The organism is Streptomyces sp. NPDC088261 (assembly GCF_044740805.1).
Classification (GTDB): Bacteria; Actinomycetota; Actinomycetes; order Streptomycetales; family Streptomycetaceae; genus Streptomyces.
Genome location: NZ_JBIURL010000014.1, coordinates 1 through 18,468, shown reverse-complemented (window position 1 = coordinate 18,468; position 18,468 = coordinate 1). Strand labels below are relative to the sequence as shown.

The following is an 18,468-nucleotide window of genomic DNA, read 5'->3' as shown; positions in this document are numbered from 1 at the left end:
GCGAGTGGCCCGAAGGACAGCGTTCGCTAGGATCGGGCCATGGGAGGGGAGGAGAGGACGCGCTCGACGGCTGAAGCACCGCCCGAGACACCGCACTTGGAGAAACGTCACTTCACACGCCTCAGCCCCCGCACCGGCCGCGCCGCCAGCAGCACCCCGCACACCCCCACGTTGATCACCGCCCCCGCGACCAGCACGTCCCGTACCCCGATCGACTCCGCCACCGGACCCGCCAGCGCCCGGCCCACCGCCAGCATGATGAGCGAGCCCGCCACGTCGTACGCGTGCAGCCGGTTGAGCGCCTCGTTCGGGATCTGCGTCTGTACGGTCGTCGACCACATCACCAGCCAGAACGCCAGCGAGACCCCGCCCACGAAGAAGCCCCCGGCGAGGACCGGTACGGGGACGTCGTACGCCAGCACCAGCACGTTCGGGACCACCCCGAACAGCGCGAACGTCCCCGCGAAGAGCGGCCGCCCCGGCCGCAGCCGCATCGCGATCAGCGCGCCCACCACCTCGCCCGCGCCGTTGAACGTCATCATCAGCCCGTACATCGCCGAACTGTGCCGGTCGGTGACCACCACCGCCTCCAGCGGGGTGATCGGGCCGAGCACGGTGATTCCGTACACCGACCACACCGCGATGACCCCCCACAGCCAGGAGCGGGCCCGGAACTCCCGCCAGCCGCCGACCAGTTCGGAGAGCATCGACTCCCCCTTCACCGGCGCCATGGAGTCCATCCGGATGAAGAGGAAACAGATCCCGCTGATCCCGAAGGTCGCCGCGTTGACCCCGAAGATCATGCCGGGCCCGCCGAACCCGGCCAGCGCGCCCGCGATCGCGGGACCCGCCATCGCGGTCACCGACTCCGCGACCCGCAGCACGGCGTTGCCGCGCTGCACGTCGGGCGCCATCAGCGGCAGCATGCTGGCGACCCCGGGCTGGAAGACGGCGGCGCCGAGGCCGTTGAGGGCGCTGAGCGCGTACACCAGGCAGAGCGGCGGCGCCCCGGAGGCGAACGCCCCCGCCAGGACCACCGTGCTGACCAGCCGCACCACGTCGGCGAGGACCATCATCCGGCGCGGCGTGAAGCGGTCGGCCAGCACGCCGCCGACGATCACGAACCCGGCGAAACACACCATCCACGAGCCGAGCGCGAAGCTGACGGCCGAGGCGCCGTGCCCGGTGTCGAGGAGCCCCGCCGCGAGGGCGACGGGCACCATGCCGTCGCCGAAGCGGGCCACGGTACGGGCGAGGAAGAAGAGCCGGAAGTTACGGTTCCAGAGCCCGGCCCCGGAGTCGCCGCGCGGCGGGGCCGGCAACGGTTCGGGGGGAGCCTGGGCCTTTGTGTGCTGGTGGGTCGCGGTGGTGTGCTTGTGGGTCACAGAAGGGACAGATATCAAGGAACTGGTCTGGACCACCAGGGGGTATCCAGCACGCGGACCACGGAACAGCGACCCGACAGGAGAGAACGCCATGCAGGACCGACCGCCCCACCGCGTCGTCGTACTCGCCCTCGAAGGGCTGCTCCCCTTCGAACTCGGCATCCCCCACCGGATCTTCGGCCGCCCCACCGACGCGCGGGGCAGGCCGCTGTACGAGGTCGTCACCTGCTCGGTCCGGCCCCCGGGACCCGTACGTACGGACGCGGACTTCTCGATCCTCGTCGAGAACGGGCCCGAGGCGCTCGCCACCGCCGACACCGTGGTCGTCCCGGCCTCGTACGAGCTGGGTCCCGTCTACGACGAGGGCCGGCTCACCGACGAACTGGCCGCCGCCTTCGCCCACCTCCGGCCGGGCACCCGGCTGGTCTCCATCTGCACGGGCGGTTTCGTGCTGGCGGCGGCCGGGTTCCTCGACGGCCGCCCGGCGACCACCCACTGGTCCAACGCCGCCCACTTCCAGCGGCTCTTCCCGCGGGTCAGGGTGGACGCGGACGTCCTGTTCGTGGACGACGGGGACGTCCTGACCTCGGCCGGGGTCGCCGCGGGGATCGATCTCTGCCTGCACATCGTGCGGCGCGACCACGGCACGGCGGTCGCCAACGACGTGGCGCGCCGGACGGTCGTACCTCCGCACCGGGACGGCGGGCAGGCCCAGTACATCGAACGGCCCCTGCCCGAGCCGCAGTTGGCCTCCACCTCAGGGGCGAGGACCTGGGCGCTGGTACGCCTCCACGAACCGATCCAGCTCCGGGACATGGCGGAACGGCAGTCCATGTCCGTACGGACGTTCACGCGCCGCTTCCGTGAGGAGACGGGGATCAGCCCGGGGCAGTGGCTGGTGCGGCAGCGGGTCGAACTGGCCCGGCACCTGCTGGAGTCGACGGATCTCTCCGTCGACCAGGTGGCGCGGGACGCCGGCTTCGGCACGGCTCAGTCGATGCGCCAGCACCTCCAGTCGGCGCTGGGTGTCGCGCCGACGGTCTACCGCCGTACGTTCCGGGCGGGAGCGGCACCCACCGGCTGACCTGGGGGCTCCCGGCCGAACGTCTCAGGCCGGACGCCTCATGCCGTACCCCTGCCGTACGTACGTCTCATGCCGTACGGGTCACGGCCCGCGACGCCCGGTAGGCGGACGCGGGCGCCGGAGAGGCCGGGACCTTCGACGGGGGAGGCGGGGAGAGAGGGGCCGGCGCCCTGGGGGGCCGGGACGTGGCCGCCGGGGGCGGAGCGGCCTCGGCGGCGCGGGCCGGGCGGGGCGGTTCGGGTGTCGCCGAAGCCGTACCCGTACCCGTGTCCGCCGCCGTCCCCGTACCCGCTCCCGGTCCCGCCGCCGACTGCGGCGTACACCGGTCCACCTCGCACCAGATGCGCTTGCCCGCGCCCTCCGGCTGCCATCCCCACCGGTCGGCGAGTCCGTCGACCAGTTCGAGACCGCGGCCGTTGGTGGCCTCGCTGGTCGCGTGGCGCTGGCGCGGCGGGCAGGCGCTGGAGTCCGCGACCTCGACCCGTACCGTCCCCGCCTCCGCCGCGCCCGAGCCGAAGAGCATCCGCAGCACGGCCGGACAGCCCGTGTGCACCACGGCATTGGTCACCAGCTCGGAGATGAGCAGGATCAGCGTCTCCGCGACCGGCTCGTCGTCCTCCATCCCGGAACCCACGAGCCTCGACCGGGCCCACCGACGGGCCCGCCCCACCTCCGCGGGATCGGGCCCAACCTCCAACTGAACCAGAAGCACCTGCACCGCTCACACCATCCGAACCGGCGGACACATCGCCTCGCGCGTCGACAAGGTCCTCAACAAGGTCACAGAACGTGATTCCCTTGCGACACAGCATGGTTGACGTACAGTCACCGCAACAAGCGCTTCGGGCATATTCCAGCGCGAAGGAGTACGCGTGGTGCATACTGTGCGACGCACGTCACGGGGAGTCGAACACGGGCGCGCACGGCGCCCAGACGGCGTGCGAGCGGCGCACATCCGGGCTTCCGGCGCCGCCGTGCCGGCAACACCGTGACCCTCGCGCCTCAGGACCTCTCGCACCCGAGCGAGCGTACCGGAGCACCCGCGCGACTCCGGGCCGTGACGGCCCGGCGTAAGGACACAACCCGGTATCGACCTCGCGGCACGGGCGCCCACCACACAGGGTGACGCAAAAGCGTGCTCAGGCCAGGGCTTTCGGGCGCGCCGGAGGCACCCGCGGCGGAGCCCTCGGGCACAGGTGGGGGCCGGGTGGTGGCCGGCCCCGGCACTGTCAGGGCTCGGGCGTGACGTAGTACGCGGCGAAGCCGGTGAGGATCTCGTCCTCCTGGATCCGGCCGTCGCCGTCCGCGTCGAGAGCGGCGGCCGCCAGCACGGCGACGTCCGGGGCGACGCCCAGGACACGCAGCGCGCGCTCGGCCGCCGCCGGGGTGACGCCGTCACCGTCCTCGTCGGCCACGGCGATCACCGCGTGCAGGAACGGCCGGGCGATCTCGGCGAACCGCTGCGGGCTGTCGCGCAGCCGCTTCACCGCGCCGGTGATGAACTCCTGCTTGCTGACCCGCTGGTCGCCGTCGACGTCCGCGATCCCGGCCATGCCCTGCCAGAACGCCTCGGCCCCGCTGTAGAGCGCCTGCCCCTTGTCGGAACGTGCCGTCACGCCGAACTCGGCGAGCAGGCGCGCCGCGGCGCCGCTGAAGTCCTCGCGGTCGATGAAACCGTTGCCGTCCTGGTCGAAGGCCGCGAACCGGCGGGCGATCTTGCCCTCGTACTCTGTGCTGTCCATGGCGGGAGCGTACGACGACGGACCGCCGTCGTGTGGGGGGTCAGGCGGACACCGGCCTGACCCGGTCATCCGTCGCGCTCGCCACATCGGGGTAGATCTGGAACAGACGCCGGACTCCGAGGGCCGCGAGGACCCGGTTGACATGGGATCCCTCCTCCGCGCCCCGGGCCGGCAGGACGAGGTGCAGACTGCCCCCGCAGGAGCGGATCAGCCGGCGGGCGGCGATCAGGACGCCGACCCCGCTGGAATCGCAGAAGAACACCTGCGAGAGGTCGAGCACCAGTGCGTGGCGGCCCGCCGCGACGGCGTCATGGACCCGCTGGCGGATCTCGGGGGAGGTGATGAGGTCCAGCTCGCCTGTGATGCGGAACACGGTCCACGGTCCCCGCTCGGTCTCGTCCACCTTGAGCGTCACGTGCCCGAACCCCTCTCTTCAGTTTGTGGGGGATTCCGGGGCTCTCCCTCCAGCTCCCCCATGGACTGGGGCGTTTCCCCGCCTCATTTCCGGCAAACGCGATCCGCGAAGAGTGGCGTGATCCCGACCCCACCCGGCCGAAGAGAGGCGCACTTGACGTAAAGGGGCGTGCGTTGTCGGTCCCGCCGACTACATTCGAAGAGGCAGCGGGCTGCCGCGTCATGGGGGACAGTGACACGGAAGCGGAAGAAGAGAAGCGGCAGGAAGCGGAAGCGGGGCAGAGGCAGCGGCACGGCCGGCAGGCCGAGGACAGGGGTGGGGGTCGCATGGCGAAGGAGACACCGCCCCGCTGGGACCGCAGGATGCAACAGCGGCTCTCGCGGGGCGAGGCCGCCGCGCTCGGTGAGCTGTACGACAGGTTCGCGTCGCTGGTCCACAGCCTCGCCCACCGCGTGCTGGACGACAACGCGGACGCGGACCGCGTCACCCGCGAGGTCTTCGGGCACGTGTGGGAGAACCCGGAGGCGTACGACCCCCGGCAGGGCTCCCTGCGGTCGTGGGTCGCCAGGCTGGCCCGGCAGAAGGCCGTGGAACGGCTCCGGCAGACCGAGTCCGCCGCGTACGAAGCGGCCGGGGAGGACACGGCGGAGGGGCTGGCGGAGCTGGAGCTCAAGGTGCGCCGGGCCGCCGCCGCCGCGCGGGCCGACTACATAGTCAGCTCGATGCCCACGTCCTTGCGGGCCGCGCTGGAGCTGGCCTATTTCCAGCGCAGGGACTACCGCCAGACCGCGGCGGACCTCGGGGTCACGGAGGACGAGGCACGGCGCCGGCTGCGGCTGGGGCTGCAACTGCTCTCCACGGCCAACACCCAAGCGCTGGAGGGCTTCACGCCTCCGGGGAACGGACGCTCCCTGTGACCGGCCCGCTGGACGGCGGCCCCGACGAGCCTGGCGGCCGCCGGCGGCGCCTGCCCTGGCTGCCCGGGCCGCGCGCGGCCCCCGACGACCTGGAGCCGGGCCCGATGACCCGGCCGACCGGGCCGGAGCGACCTGTCGCGCCGGCCGAGCCCGTCGCGCCTGACGCGCCCGTCGCGCCTGCGGATCCCGTCATGCCCGCCGAGCCCACGCCTCCCGACCTGCCAGATCTGCCCGATCCACCTGATCTACCAGATCTACCTGATCTGCCTGATCTGCCTGATCCGTCGGCCCTGCTCGCCCTGCCCGCGAACCCGGAGGTGTCGGAGCCCGCCGACGCGTCCCCGCCCGACCGGGGCGGCAAACGGCACAAGGGGCTGTCGCACCAGGTGCTCAAGTCGCTCCTCGGCGCCTGGGCGCTGTCCGCGTGCTCGGCCGAGGAGACCGACCTGGTCGAGGCGCACCTCACCGAATGCGCCCCCTGCGCCGACGAGGCGCTGCGGCTGAGAGACGCCGTCGGCCTGCTCCAGGACGACCGCAGCCTGGATCTCGACCCGATGCTCCGCTCCCGGGTGCTGGAGAACTGCCTCGGCCGCCGCCCCGCCCGGATCCCCGTGCCCGGCTGGGCGGCTTCGTACGACGCCGAGACCGCGCGGCTCGACGCGCTGCTGCGGGACTTCGGCGACGACGAGTGGCGTGCGCCGGTGACGCTCAAGTGGTTCCAGGACGAGCGGGCCGCGTCGCGGAAGACGACCGTCGCCGGGGTCATCGGCCATCTGATGGCCGTGGACGGCCTGGTGTCCGCCGCCCTCGGCCTGGACGACCCGCTCGCGGCGCCGCTCGGCGAATCGCTCGGCGCGCCCGTGCCCGTGGCGCCGGCGGACCGGACGGCGCGCTTCTGGCGGGACTCCGCGTTCCCGGCCGCGCGTACCGTCCGCGGGCCCTGGCGCGAGCAGAGCCACACCCTGATCCGCACGGTGTCCTTCGCCGGCCGCGGGGCCGCCGAACTGTCCGTGTCCTACGGGGACTTCGCGCTGCCGCTGCGGGACGCGCTGCTCGACCGCGCCTTCGAGTGCTGGGTGCACGGCGGGGACATCGCGGAGGCCGTGCACTATCCGTACGACCCGCCCTCCGGCCCCCATCTGCACCGGATGGTCGACCTGGCGGCCCGGCTGCTGCCCGCCGCCCTCGCCGCCCGCCGGCGGGGCGGTCTCGCGTCTCCCGCGCGGGGGTTGGTGATGCCGGGCGCTCCGGGCCGTTCGCTGCACCTGGAGGTGGAGGGGCCGGGCGGGGGCGACTGGTACATCCCGCTCGACTCCCCGGCGGCGGTCGGCTCGCCCGAGTTGGCGGTGGCGCAGATCGCGCTGGACGGCGTGGAGTTCTGCCAGGTCGTGGCGGGGCACGTTTCGCCGGAGGACGCGGCGGCGGGGCAGGACGGTGATCGCGAGGCGATCAGGGACGTGCTGCTTGCGGCGGCCGCGATGAGTCGCCTGTAGCGTCGGCGCCCTTTGTCCTCAATCGCCGGACGGGCTTCTGCGGCCCGGTGGTGGGCGCGCCCTACTGATGTCCTCAATCGCCGGACGGGCTTGGGTTTGTCGTGGTGACGGGGGGCGGGGCCTCCGGAGGCACGTATGTCCGGACTGCATGTTTTACGGCGCGTGCGAGCCCTTGTCTTGCGTAACGGTAGCCATGCGCCACAAAACACGCTTTACGTCCGGCCACACGCACCTCCTCCGACCCCACCCCCCTCACGCCGAGGGTGAACTGAACGACCCCGCCCGCCCCGGAGTCCCCGCGGCCCGCCGCGCGGGCGCGGCTCACTGATGTCCTCAAACGCCGGACGGGCTGGGGTGCGTCCGGGCGGGCTGGGTCTTGGTGCCCGTTGACGGGTGCGGGTTACCGATGTCCTCAATCGCCGGACGGGCTTAAAAGCCGGGGTGGGCCGGGGTTGTTTTGGCGCGGGCCTGGAAGGGGGACGGGCAGGGGTCGTGTCCGGAACGTAAAGCGTGTTTTGTGTCGCATGGCTACCGTCAAACAAAACAAGGGCGCGCACGCGACGTAAAACATGCAGTGCAGGACACGACCCCTGACCGGCCCCCGGCGACAAGCCGCACCCGGGGCACCGGCCCGCAGCGGGCAAAATCAAGCCCGTCCGGCGATTGAGGACATCAGTAAGCCGCGCCCCCGCACCGGGCAGACGCCACAAACAGAGCCCGTCCGGCGCTTGAGGACAAAGAAGGAAGCCGCGCCCACCACCAGGCGGCCGCTCAGGCGAAGACCACCGTTCGGTGACCGTTCAGCAGGATTCGGTGCTCCGCATGCCACTTCACCGCCCGCGCCAACGCCTGACACTCCACATCGCGGCCGATCGCCACGAGCTGCTCCGGCGTCACCCCGTGCCCCACCCGCTCGACCTCCTGCTCGATGATCGGCCCCTCGTCCAGCTCCGCCGTCACGTAGTGCGCGGTCGCGCCGATCAGTTTCACGCCGCGCGCGTGCGCCTGGTGGTACGGCTTCGCGCCCTTGAAGCTCGGCAGGAAGGAGTGGTGGATGTTGATGATCCGGCCGTTCAGCTGCTTGCAGAGGTCGTCCGAGATGACCTGCATGTAGCGCGCCAGCACCACCAGCTCCACCTCCTCCGCACGCACCAGCTCCAGCAGCTCCGCCTCCGCCCGCGCCTTGGTGTCCGCGGTCACCGGGATGTGGTGGAAGGGGATGTCGTACGAGGCGACCAGTTCGGCGAAGTCGGTGTGGTTGGAGACCACGGCGGCGATGTCCACGGGAAGCGCCCCGGTCCTGGACCGGAAGAGCAGGTCGTTCAGGCAGTGCCCGAACTTGCTGACGAGCAGCACGATCCGCATCCGCTGGTCGGCGTTGTGGATCTCCCAGTCCATCCGGAACGCGTCGCCCACCGCCGCGAAGCTCGCCCGCAGCTTCTCCAGGGTGGTCACCGGCGTCTCCGCCGAGAAGTGCACCCGCATGAAGAAGAGACCCGTGTCGTGGTCCCCGAACTGCTGGCTGTCCTCGATGTTGCAGCCGGTGATGAACAGGTAGCTCGACACGGCGTGCACGATCCCCTGCTTGTCCGGGCAGGACAGCGTGAGGACGTACTGCTGCGTTCGCGAGGGGGTGGTCATGACGTCAGAGGATCCCACATCCTCCGCACACGGGCCGGTACCCGCCAGAACGTGGACCGGAACGCGGACCAGAACGCGGAAGACCCCGGGCCGACCGGACGGCCCTACGCGCTGCGCGTCATGATCCGCAGCACGTCCAGCGAGCGCGGCAGCACGTCCGGGTCGTCCCCGTCCGCGGCCGCCAGCCGTACGTGCGCCTCGCGGGCCGCCCGTACCGCCTCCGGCCACCCGTGGTGCTCCAGATAGGCCGACACGGGCGCGTCCGCCCCCACCTGGTGCATGATGCGCAGCACCCGCAGCACGGCGAGATCGACCAGCGCGGCCTCTCCGGAGTCGCGGAATATGGTGCCGACGTATTTCTCGGCGGACCAGTTGTCCAGCCAGGTGTCCTCGACCAGCCGGTAGACGGCGTCGGTGACGTCACCGAAACCCTCCCGGCCCGGCAGCCAGTACTCCTGGTGGAAGACGGGATCGGAAAGCATGTGCAGCGCCGAGCGCACATTGGTGCGCCAGCGCCACCACGGCATGTCATTGAGCGGCATGCCGCCCATGGTGGGGGAGCGACGGGCAGGACGGGAAGAGTTCTCGGAACCTTGCTGCACGGTCGTTGATCGTACGTTCCGTCCGGAGACGGAGAGCCCGACCCCCGCAATTCACCTCGTCGCCACCGGATGTTGCGGCACCCTCACTCCGTCGTTACCCAGGAGGCGGAAGGGTCTCTACCTATGACAGGTCGGCGACGCCCCATCTCTGTCCGTACGCGAGCGAACAACTGGAGCGCGAGGATCCGCGCGCTGTGTACGGCGGTGGCGGGAGCCTCGCTGATCACCGGCTGCGGTGTGATCCCCGGCACGTCGGGCGGTTCGCCCGCCCCCATCACCGTCATGACCTTCGCCCCCGTCGGCACGAACGCCACCAACATGCCGGGGATGCCGGCCATGGCGAAGGCGTACGCCCGCTGGGTCAACGCCTCGGGCGGTCTCGACGGGCACGAGCTGCGCGTCCTCACCTGCAACGAGCGCAACGACTCGTCGGCCGCCGCCGACTGCGCGCGCCGGGCGGTGAAGGAGGACGCGGTCGCGGTGGTCGGCTCGTACAGCCAGTTCGGCAAGGAGATCATGGCGCCGCTGGAGGCCGCGTCGATCCCGTTCATCGGCGGGTACGGCATGTCCGAGGAGGAGTTCACCAGCTTCCTCTCGTACCCGGTGAACGGCGGCCAGGCGACCCTCCTCGCGGGCAACGGGCAGCAACTCGCCCCCGACTGCGACCACACCGCGCTCGTACGGCCCGACACGATCACCGGCGACGACCTGCCCGACCTCCTCGACTCCGGTCTGGCGCACGGGCGCAGGTCCTCGGCGGCGGACATACGCGCGGCCGAGGACGCGACGGACTACACGAAGCCGGCCGAGCAGGCGCGCGAGCGCGCGGGGGACGGCGGGTGCGTGACGGCGGTGCTGGGCGAGAAGACGGAGACGTTCTTCGACTCGTACCGCCGGGTGCCCGACGACGGCAGGAACGTCCGGGTCTCCTCGGTGCTCGGCAGCGTCGGGCAGCCCCTCATCGACAGTACGGGCGGCAAGAACGGCCCCTTCGAGGGGGCGCTCCTCACCGGCTGGTACCCGGTGGCGACGGACCCGGCGTGGAAGCCGATGCGGGACGTGATCGAGAAGCACGCCTTCCAGGACGACGCGATAGACCCGGCGGACCCCGGGGTGCAGACCACGTGGATCGCGTACACGGCGCTCAAGACGGTCGTCGAGTCCATCCACGAGGACGTGATCACCCCCGGAAAGATCACGAACGCGCTGGACCGGGGCGTCAAGGTGGACACCGGCGGCCTCACCCCGCCGCTGCGGTGGCGGTACGAGGACATGCTGGGCGCGCCGGGCTTCCCGCGGATCGTGAACCGGGACGTCACGTTCCAGGTGGTACGGGACGGCCGGCTGATCGCGGAGCGCAAGGGCTTCGTGGACGTGGGCAAGACGCTCGGGTCGTAGCCGTAGCGCGCGGGAGAGAAGGGGCCCCGGCCGGGTTGGGCGACGAGGCCCGGGGGGGGCTGCGGCCGACGAGGGGCCCCGGGGGCCGCGGCCCCCGGGGCCCCTTCGCTACAGCTGGGTCGAGTCCCGCTGCGAGAGGTCGTACTTGCTCGCGATGCCGTTCCACAGGCCCGAGGCCTTGTTCTTGGCCGCCGTGGCCTCGCCGCTCGCCCGGTTGCCCTTGGCCGCTTCCCGGGTGGTGCGGGCCCTCCCCTGCTTGCAGCCCTTGCCCGTCCCGGCCTCGCGGGCCCACTGCGCGTAGTGGTCGTCCGCCGAGGCCGACGCCTGCCAGGCGGTGGTCAGCGAGGACGCCAGCTCCTGGTGGTCCGGCAGCTTGTCGATCGGGAGGGACTTGAGGCGGGTCACCAGGTCCCTGCGCTGCTCGGCCGCGTCGTGCAGGTCGCTCGCCGCCTGGTCCAGGTTGCTGCACGTCTTGATGTCGTTGACCGCGCGGATCACCGTCTCGCGGCTGTTGTTGCTGTCGCCCAGCAGCTTGTCGAGCCCCTCGGCCTGCGCCTTCACCGGGTCGGCCGCGTCCTGCGTGGCGGGCTGGGAGGCGGCGGTGCTCTCCGACGCCACGTTCTTCCCGGTGTCCCGCGGGCTGTCGTCCCCGCCGCTCATCAGCGCGCCCGCGCCCAGCCCGAGCACCGCGCAGCCGACGACCACCGCGGCGATCAGCGGGACGCGCGACTTGCGGCCGCCCGTGTCGCGCCCCGGCGGGGGCTCGTAGGGGGGCGAGGGGGGCTGCTGACCGTACGGCTGGGGCGCGCGCCCCTGCGGCGGGCGGCCCTGGCCCTGCGGGGGACGGCCCTGGCTCATGTCGACCGCGGGCATCTGCTGGGTGGAGTTGGCGCCCGAGCCGTCGTCCGTACGGAAGAGGTTGTCGAACTCGGCGGGCGGCGGACGGTCGCCGGGCTCGCCGGGGCGGACCGCGTACGACGGGTCCTGCGCGGGCACGGGGGCGATGAACTGCGTGGCGTCCGCATCCGAGCCGTGTGACGGGACGGGCGCGATGAACTGCGTCGCGTCCGACGAACGATCCGGGGGCAGCGGGCCGGGGCCCTGCGGGACCGGTGCGATGAACTGGGTGGCGTCCGCGCTGCCCGCGGTGGGCACGGGCGGGATGAACTGGGTGGCGTCGGCGTTTCCGGCGGCGGACGCCTCGGCGGGGAGCGGCTGTCCGTACTGCTGGGCGTGGTCGTAGGACTGGCCCTGCCCGTAACTCTGGCCGTACTGCTGGTCCTGCGGGGGCTGGTGGCCCTGCGGGCTCTGGTGGCCGTGGCCCTGGCCCTGGCCGTACGGCTGCTGCTGATCCTGCCCGTACGGCTGGCCCGGCCGGCCGTATCCCTGCCCCGGACCCGCTCCCGGGTCCTGCGGTCCGTATCCCTGGCCCTGCCCGTACCCCTGCGGCTGCCCCTGGTCCTGTCCGTACTGCTGGTACGGCTGCTGGGCGGCCTGCTGCGGGGCCTCCGGCGGCTGCTGGGCGCCGTAGCCGCCCTCGCCGTACCCCGGCTCCGTCCCGGGCCGTCCGCCGCCGTCCTGCGGCCCCCAGGGCTGCCCCCACGGCTGGCCGCCCGCCGGGGCGACCTGCTCCCCCGCGACGCTGGGCGGGATCCAGGGCTCGCTGCCGTCGCCGGGCAGCACGACGCCTTCGTGCGCGGGGCGAGCGGCCGGGTACTCCCGCTCGTCCCCTTGTCCGCTGTGCGTCACCGGGACTCCTACGTCGTGGAACGTGTGGACCTACGGAAATCGTCGGTTCACGCTACCGGGTGAATCACGGGCTCTGCCACGCACGTGGATCCGCTCCCGTTCCGGCCCGCCAGGACACGGCTGTAGCGACCGAATTCACCCGTTCTGCCGGTGACTTGATATGCACCACACCCTCACACCAACGGACCTTCGCCCCCTTCTACCCCCACCCTGCTCCCCCACTCCCCCGTGCCCCCGCCCGCGCTCACGCCGCCTGGATCTCCAGCCGGGCCGTGAACTCCCGGACGGACGGCTCGCTCCCGTACGGCTCCAGCCGCTGCTGGAGATCGTCCAGATACTCCGCGCCCCGGCTGGAACGCAGCGTCCCCATCAGCTCGATCGCGCGGGTGCCCGTCCGGCACGCCTCCTCGACCTCCCGCTGCTGGACCTGCGCCGTGGCGAGCAGGACCATGCCGATCGCCCGCCGGCGCGCCCGGGACTCGGGATGCCCGTCGATCGAGTCCCCGGCGTGCCGGGCCGCGGCGTCGGGCCGGCCCAGGTCGCGGTAGCAGTGCGCCAACTCGTCGGCGAGATAGGCGTGGTCGAAGTGCGCGATCCACTCGGGGTCGTCACCCGAACCGTCCTCCGCCTGCTCCAGCGCCGCGAGCGCCCGGCCCGCGACCTCCTGGCACTGGCGCAGGTCGCCCATGAGCGCGTGCCCCCGCGCCTCCGCCGCGTAGAACATGGCCTGCGCGCGCGGCGGGACCTGTCCGCGCGCCCCTTCCTGCGCGGCTCGCGCCAACTGGGCGATCTCCCGCGGATTCCCGAGCTGCGCGGCCAGATGACTCATGGACGCGGCCAGTACGTACCCTCCGTACCCCCGGTCCCCCGACGCCTGCGCGAGCCGCAGCGCCTGGATGTAGTAGCGCTGGGCGAGGCCGGGCTGGCCCGTGTCGACCGCCATGTACCCGGCCAGCTCCGTCAGCCGGGAGACGGCGGCGAAGAGCCGGCGGCCGACCGATTCGCGGTACGAGCCCGACAGCAGGCCCGACACCACGCTGTTCAGGTAGTGGACCAGGACCGGGCGGACGTGGCCGCTGCCGAAGCGGTGGTCCAGGTCGATCAGGGCCACGGTCATGGCCCGGACCGCCTCGACGTCCGAATCCCCCACCCGCGCGCCGGTGTTCCGCGCGACCGCCGGGTCCGCGCCCGTGATCAGCCAGTCCCTGCTCGGCTCGACCAGTGCGGACGACGCGACCGCCGACCCGGACAGGAAGTCGCGGCGCCCGACGTCGCTGCGCCACAACTCGCAGACCTGCTCGACCGCGCCGACGACGGTCGGGGCGAACTGGAGGCCGACGCCCGACGCGAGGTTCTTGCCGTTGGCCATCCCCGTCTCGTCGATGGTGACCGTGCGGTTCAGCTTCCGGCCCAGCGCCTCGGCGATGACGCCGGGCGCCCGGCCGCGCGGCTGCTGCCCGCGCAGCCACCGCGCCACCGATGTCTTGTCGTAGCGCAGGTCGAGGCCGCGCTCGGCCCCGACCATGTTGACCCGCCGGGCGAGCCCGGCGTTGGAGCACCCGGCTTCCTGGATGAGTGCTTGGAGCCGTTCGTTCGGCTGGCGCGCGACGAGAGGCCTGGCTGCCAATGGATACCCCCTGTGGCCGCAGTGATCAGCTCACTGATCACTGCCCGGCAGAAATGCAGAGAATGCGTGGCTTGGGCTGAATCGGCGATATTTCGAGGAACCACGCGAAACATGGCGTGTTTTGGCCATGCGGGTGTACTTGCTCCGATGTGGGCCGCACCTGTCCCATCGTGCCCGACCACGGACGGTGCGTACCCGCCAACCGGCCTCCGCGGGCCCGCGCGCCCCCGTCCATGCATCCATGCGCCCCACATGCGGGTCGGCGCGCGGTACGCCCGTAACCGGAGGTGACGGCGGGAGTTGTGCTCTGCGTGGAAGACACCCTCGGCGTCACGGGCGCGGCCCAGATCCCCCCTCAGCGTGGCGAACCGCCGCTGGACTGCGCGGTGCGGTACACGGAAGAACGGCACTGGGACGTGTTCCCCGGCACCTGGCTGGAGCCGGAGGCGGGCACGGAGCGTTGCTCGTGCGGCGACCCGGCCTGTGCCTCGCCGGGGGCGCACGCGACGGGACCCGACTGGGCGCAGAAGGTCACGGGCAGTGCGCCGGCGGCGCGCAGGCTGTGGTCGGAGCGGCCCCGGGCCGCCGTCCTGCTGCCGACGGGACGTACCTTCGACGCCCTGGACGTACCGGAGTCGGCGGGATTCCTGGCGCTCGCCAGGATGGAGCGGATGCGCCTGACGCTCGGTCCCGTGACCTGGACCCCGGACCGGCGGCTGCTGTTCTTCGTCCTGCCGGGCGCGGCCCTCAAGGTGGACGGCCTCGTGACGGGGCTGGGTTGGGTGCCCGCCGCGATCGACCTGGTCACGCACGGCGAGGGCGGGTACGTGGCGGCGCCGCCGACCCGCCTCGGCGGCCGCGGCGCGGTGCAGTGGGCCCGCCGCCCCACCCCGGCCAACCGCTGGCTGCCGGACGCCGACGAGCTGATCAGCCCGCTGGCGTACGCGTGCGGACGGGACGCGGCGGCGGAACGGGCGCGCAAGCGCTGATCACGTCCGGGCAGACACAACCGACGGGCGTACGTAGGGTGGTCGTCCCGGTCGGTACGGGAACCGGCACGGGGAGACCGAGAGGTAGTGCTCCATGCCGGAAGAACAGCACGGACCGGGCAGGACGTCCGCGACAGCGGGCCCCCCGGCGGACATAGGAACAGCCCCGCCCGTCGCGGGGGCGGCACCGCCCGCCGCGGAGACGGCACCGCCCGCCGTCCAGGTCGAGGGCCTGTGGAAGCGCTTCGGCGAGCAGATCGCCGTCGCGGGCATCGATCTCTCCCTGCCCGCGGGCAGGTTCATCGGACTGGTCGGGCCGAACGGCGCCGGCAAGACCACCACCCTCTCCATGGTCACCGGCCTGCTCCGGCCCGACCAGGGACGGGTCCGGGTCGCCGGGCACGACGTGTGGGGCGACCCGGTGGCGGTCAAGGCCCGCATCGGCGTACTGCCCGAGGGCCTGCGGCTCTTCGAACGGCTCTCCGGGCGTGAACTCCTCGGCTACACCGGGCGGCTGCGGGGGCTGCCCGGCGCCGAGGTCGACCAGCGGGCCACCCAGCTCCTCGACGTACTGGACCTGGCCGGCGCGCAGCACAAGCTCGTCGTGGACTACTCGACGGGCATGCGGAAGAAGATCGGGCTCGCCGCCGCGCTCCTCCACAACCCCGAAGTCCTGTTCCTGGACGAGCCGTTCGAGGGCGTCGACCCCGTCTCCGCGCAGACGGTACGGACCGTGCTGGAGCGCTACACCGAGTCGGGCGCGACCGTCGTCTTCTCCAGCCACGTGATGGAGCTCGTGGAGTCGCTGTGCGACTGGGTCGCCGTGATGGCGGGCGGCCGCATCCGGGCCCAGGGGACGCTCGCGGAGGTACGGGGCGACGCGCCGTCCCTCCAGAGCGCCTTCCTCGAACTGGTCGGCGCGCACGGGCGCGGGACCGGGGAGACCCTGGACTGGCTGGGCGGGGCCCGGTGAACACGGCCGCGCTGACCCCGCTCTTCGTACGGCTGAAGCTCTCCCTCCTGCGCAACGGGCTGCGCCAGTCGTCCGGCCGCAAGGCCGTGTACATCACCTCGCTCGTCATCACCCTGCTCTTCGCGGCGCTCCAGCTCCTCGGCCTCGTCCTGCTGCGCGGGAACGCCCACGCGGCCACCGTGACCGTGCTGTTGGCCGCCGTGCTGGCGGTGGGCTGGGCGGTGATGCCGCTGTTCTTCCCCGGCGGCGACGAGACCCTCGACCCGACCAAGCTGGTGATGCTGCCGCTGCGCCCGCGCCCGCTGATCGGCGCGCTGCTCGTGGCGTCGCTGGTCGGCATCGGGCCGCTGTTCGCGCTGTGCCTGCTGGTCGGCTCGGTGGTGGCGTCGGCGCGGGGCGCGGCGGGGGTGGTCGCGGCGGTGGTCGCCGTACCCCTGACGCTGCTCGTGTACGTGGCGCTGGCGCGGGCGGTCGCGACGGCGAACATCCGGCTGCTGACCTCGCGCAAGGGCCGCGACCTCGCGGTCCTGAGCGGGCTGGTGATCGCGGTGGGCGCGCAGTTCGTCAGCTTCGGCGCGCAGCGGCTCGGCGACGCGGGCGGCCTCGCGGAGCTGACGCCGGCGGCGGACGTCGTACGGTGGCTGCCGCCGGCGTCGGCGCTGGGGGCGGTGGACTCGGCGAGTGACGGCGCGTACGGGAGCGCGGCGCTCCAACTGCTCCTGTCCTTGGCCGCGTTGGGCGCCCTCCTCTACGCCTGGCAGCGGTCGCTGGTGAAGCTGATGACGGCGCCGGACGGCTCCACGCTGTCGGCGGCGGAGCCGGCGCGGAAGGGTTCGCGGTCCCGGCTGTCCTCGCTCCGGCTGCTGGAGGGGCGCACCGGGGCGGTGATCGTACGCAGCCTGCGGTACGCGTGGCGCGACCCGAAGACGAAGGCGGGCTGGGTGACGTCGCTGGCGGTGGGGCTGATCGTGCCGATCCTCAACGCGGTGCAGGGGAGCGGGTCGATCTATCTGTCGCTGTTCGCGGTGGGGATGATCGGGGTGCAGATGAGCAACCAGTTCGGGCAGGACACCTCCGCGTTCTGGATGGTGGCCCTGACGATTTCGTCGCCGCGCGACGCGTATCTCGAACTGCGGGCGCGGGCGGTGGCGTTGCTCCTGGTCTCGGTGCCGTACTCGGTCCTGGTCGTCGTGCTGACGGCGGCGGTCCTGGGCGACTGGGGGGCGCTGCCCGAGGCGCTCGGCCTCGCCTTCGCGGCGTTGGGGGCGTTGCTGGCGACGGGGGCGGTGACGTCTGCGCGGCTGGCGTACTCCATTCCGCAGGACAGCGGCTACAAGAACGTGGCGCCTGGCCAGGCGGGGTTGGCGTGGCTGTCGATGCTGGGGGTCGTGGTGGTGGCGGGGGCGGTGTGCGCGCCGGTGGTGGCGGTGACGCTCTGGCTGAACGCGTCTGCCTCGGCGTGGCTCCTGCTGCCCCTGGGCGTGGCGTACGGGTGCCTCGTGGCGGAGGCGGGCCTGCGGGTGGCGGCCCCCCAGACGTCCCGGCGCCTGCCGGAGATCCTGTCAGCGGTAAGCAAGGGCTGACGCCTGACCGGAGGGACGTCTGCGCCCTGGTGGTGGGCGCGGCTTCCTTCTTTGTCCTCAAGCGCCGGACGGGCGTCTGCCTGTCGGCGGTGGGCGCGGCTTACTGATGTCCTCAATCGCCGGACGGGCTGGGTTTGTCGTGGTGACGGGGGGCGGGGCCTCCGGAGGTACGTATGTCCGGACTGCATGTTTTACGGCGCGTGCACGAACTCGCTTTCTTAACGGTAGCCATGCGCCACAAAACACGCTTTACGTCCGGCCACACGCACCTCCTCCGACCCCACCCCCCTCACGCCGAGGGTGAACTGAACGACCCCGCCCGCCCCGGAGTCCCCGCGGCCCGCCGCGCGAGCGCGGCTCACTTATGTCCTCAAACGCCGGACGGGCTGGATGGTGCCCCTGCGCGATGCGCCGGTGCGGGTTACGGATGTCCTCAAGCGCCGGACGGGGCTAGGGGTGCGTCCGGACGGGTTGGAGAGGGGCGTCCTGGCGGGCCGGGGGTGCGTCGGGACGGGCTGGTCTCCGTGCCGGTGATGGGTGCGGGTCAATGATGTCCTCAATCGCCGGACGGGCTTGAGGGGGCGTCCGGGCGGGCTGGAGGTGCGTCGGGGCGGGTTGGACTGTGGCCTCCGCGTTGGTGCCGGGTGCGGGTTACCGATGTCCTCAATCGCCGGACCGGCTTGAAATGCCCCGGTGCGGGCTCCAACTGCCTCCCGCCCCGCCCCGGAGCGGGCCGGGTAGTGACGCGGGCCTGGAAGGGGGACGGGCAGGGGTTGTGTCCGGAACGTAAAGCGTGTTTTGTGTCGCATGGCTACCGTCAAACAAAACAAGGGCGCGCACGCGACGTAAAACATGCAGTGCAGGACACGA

The 18,468-nt window shown here is 72.4% G+C and carries 14 protein-coding genes and 1 pseudogene; 7 read left to right on the top strand and 8 right to left on the bottom strand.

Going from position 1 to position 18,468, the window contains the following annotated elements; translation table 11 throughout:
* Positions 1–107 precede the first annotated feature (107 nt).
* A complete protein-coding gene (locus ACIODU_RS24595) occupies positions 108–1,385 on the bottom strand; it encodes an MFS transporter (RefSeq protein ID WP_401769910.1) in 1,278 nt (425 codons plus the stop codon).
* Positions 1,386–1,476: 91 nt separating this feature from the next.
* Between ACIODU_RS24595 and ACIODU_RS24590 the strand changes: the two genes are divergently transcribed.
* A complete protein-coding gene (locus ACIODU_RS24590; protein WP_401769909.1) occupies positions 1,477–2,469 on the top strand; it encodes a GlxA family transcriptional regulator in 993 nt (330 codons plus the stop codon).
* Positions 2,470–2,770: 301 nt separating this feature from the next.
* On the opposite strand, the pseudogene ACIODU_RS24585 reads toward ACIODU_RS24590, so the two are convergent.
* The 3 genes and pseudogenes from ACIODU_RS24585 to ACIODU_RS24575 all read right to left on the bottom strand — a co-directional run.
* Positions 2,771–3,187, bottom strand: a pseudogene (locus tag ACIODU_RS24585) (ATP-binding protein); the annotation flags it as partial.
* 511 nt (positions 3,188–3,698) lie between these two features.
* On the bottom strand, positions 3,699–4,211 hold the full coding sequence (locus ACIODU_RS24580) for an EF-hand domain-containing protein (protein ID WP_356426650.1): 513 nt from the start codon (positions 4,209–4,211) through the stop codon (positions 3,699–3,701).
* A 40-nt stretch (positions 4,212–4,251) separates the two neighbouring features.
* Entirely contained in the window at positions 4,252–4,626 is a 375-nt protein-coding gene (locus ACIODU_RS24575) for an STAS domain-containing protein (protein WP_356426647.1), read from the bottom strand.
* A 326-nt stretch (positions 4,627–4,952) separates the two neighbouring features.
* On the opposite strand from ACIODU_RS24575, the gene ACIODU_RS24570 reads away from it, so the two are divergent.
* Entirely contained in the window at positions 4,953–5,543 is a 591-nt protein-coding gene (locus tag ACIODU_RS24570) for a sigma-70 family RNA polymerase sigma factor (protein WP_356426644.1), read from the top strand.
* The gene (locus tag ACIODU_RS24565; protein ID WP_401769908.1) at positions 5,540–7,036 is read left to right on the top strand and encodes a zf-HC2 domain-containing protein; all 1,497 of its coding nucleotides are present in this window, start codon (positions 5,540–5,542) and stop codon (positions 7,034–7,036) included. The genes ACIODU_RS24570 and ACIODU_RS24565 overlap by 4 nt, the downstream gene beginning before the upstream one ends.
* A 771-nt stretch (positions 7,037–7,807) precedes the next feature.
* Here the strand turns inward: ACIODU_RS24565 and purU are convergent.
* Complete coding sequence (gene purU, locus ACIODU_RS24560; RefSeq protein WP_356433182.1) at positions 7,808–8,677, bottom strand: formyltetrahydrofolate deformylase; 870 nt, start codon at positions 8,675–8,677, stop codon at positions 7,808–7,810.
* A 104-nt stretch (positions 8,678–8,781) separates the two neighbouring features.
* The gene (locus ACIODU_RS24555) at positions 8,782–9,228 is read right to left on the bottom strand and encodes a hypothetical protein (protein WP_356433180.1); all 447 of its coding nucleotides are present in this window, start codon (positions 9,226–9,228) and stop codon (positions 8,782–8,784) included.
* Positions 9,229–9,402: 174 nt separating this feature from the next.
* Here ACIODU_RS24555 and ACIODU_RS24550 point away from each other — a divergent pair, with 174 nt between their 5' ends.
* Positions 9,403–10,677, top strand: coding sequence for an ABC transporter substrate-binding protein (locus tag ACIODU_RS24550; protein ID WP_356433179.1), 1,275 nt, complete (start codon positions 9,403–9,405; stop codon positions 10,675–10,677).
* A gap of 108 nt (positions 10,678–10,785) precedes the next feature.
* Here ACIODU_RS24550 and ACIODU_RS24545 read toward each other — a convergent pair whose 3' ends face one another.
* Complete coding sequence (locus tag ACIODU_RS24545) at positions 10,786–12,426, bottom strand: hypothetical protein (protein WP_401769907.1); 1,641 nt, start codon at positions 12,424–12,426, stop codon at positions 10,786–10,788.
* Between the two features lie 244 nt (positions 12,427–12,670).
* Positions 12,671–14,053, bottom strand: coding sequence for a transcriptional regulator (locus tag ACIODU_RS24540; protein ID WP_327236101.1), 1,383 nt, complete (start codon positions 14,051–14,053; stop codon positions 12,671–12,673).
* Positions 14,054–14,355: 302 nt separating this feature from the next.
* On the opposite strand from ACIODU_RS24540, the gene ACIODU_RS24535 reads away from it, so the two are divergent.
* The 3 genes from ACIODU_RS24535 to ACIODU_RS24525 all read left to right on the top strand — a co-directional run bounded on the left by ACIODU_RS24535 (position 14,356) and on the right by ACIODU_RS24525 (position 17,598).
* Positions 14,356–15,042, top strand: coding sequence for a bifunctional DNA primase/polymerase (locus ACIODU_RS24535; RefSeq protein ID WP_401769906.1), 687 nt, complete (start codon positions 14,356–14,358; stop codon positions 15,040–15,042).
* A gap of 94 nt (positions 15,043–15,136) precedes the next feature.
* Positions 15,137–16,015, top strand: coding sequence for an ABC transporter ATP-binding protein (locus ACIODU_RS24530; RefSeq protein WP_401769905.1), 879 nt, complete (start codon positions 15,137–15,139; stop codon positions 16,013–16,015).
* Complete coding sequence (locus ACIODU_RS24525; RefSeq protein ID WP_356433171.1) at positions 16,012–17,598, top strand: transporter; 1,587 nt, start codon at positions 16,012–16,014, stop codon at positions 17,596–17,598. The genes ACIODU_RS24530 and ACIODU_RS24525 overlap by 4 nt, the downstream gene beginning before the upstream one ends.
* The last annotated feature ends 870 nt before the right edge of the window (positions 17,599–18,468 follow it).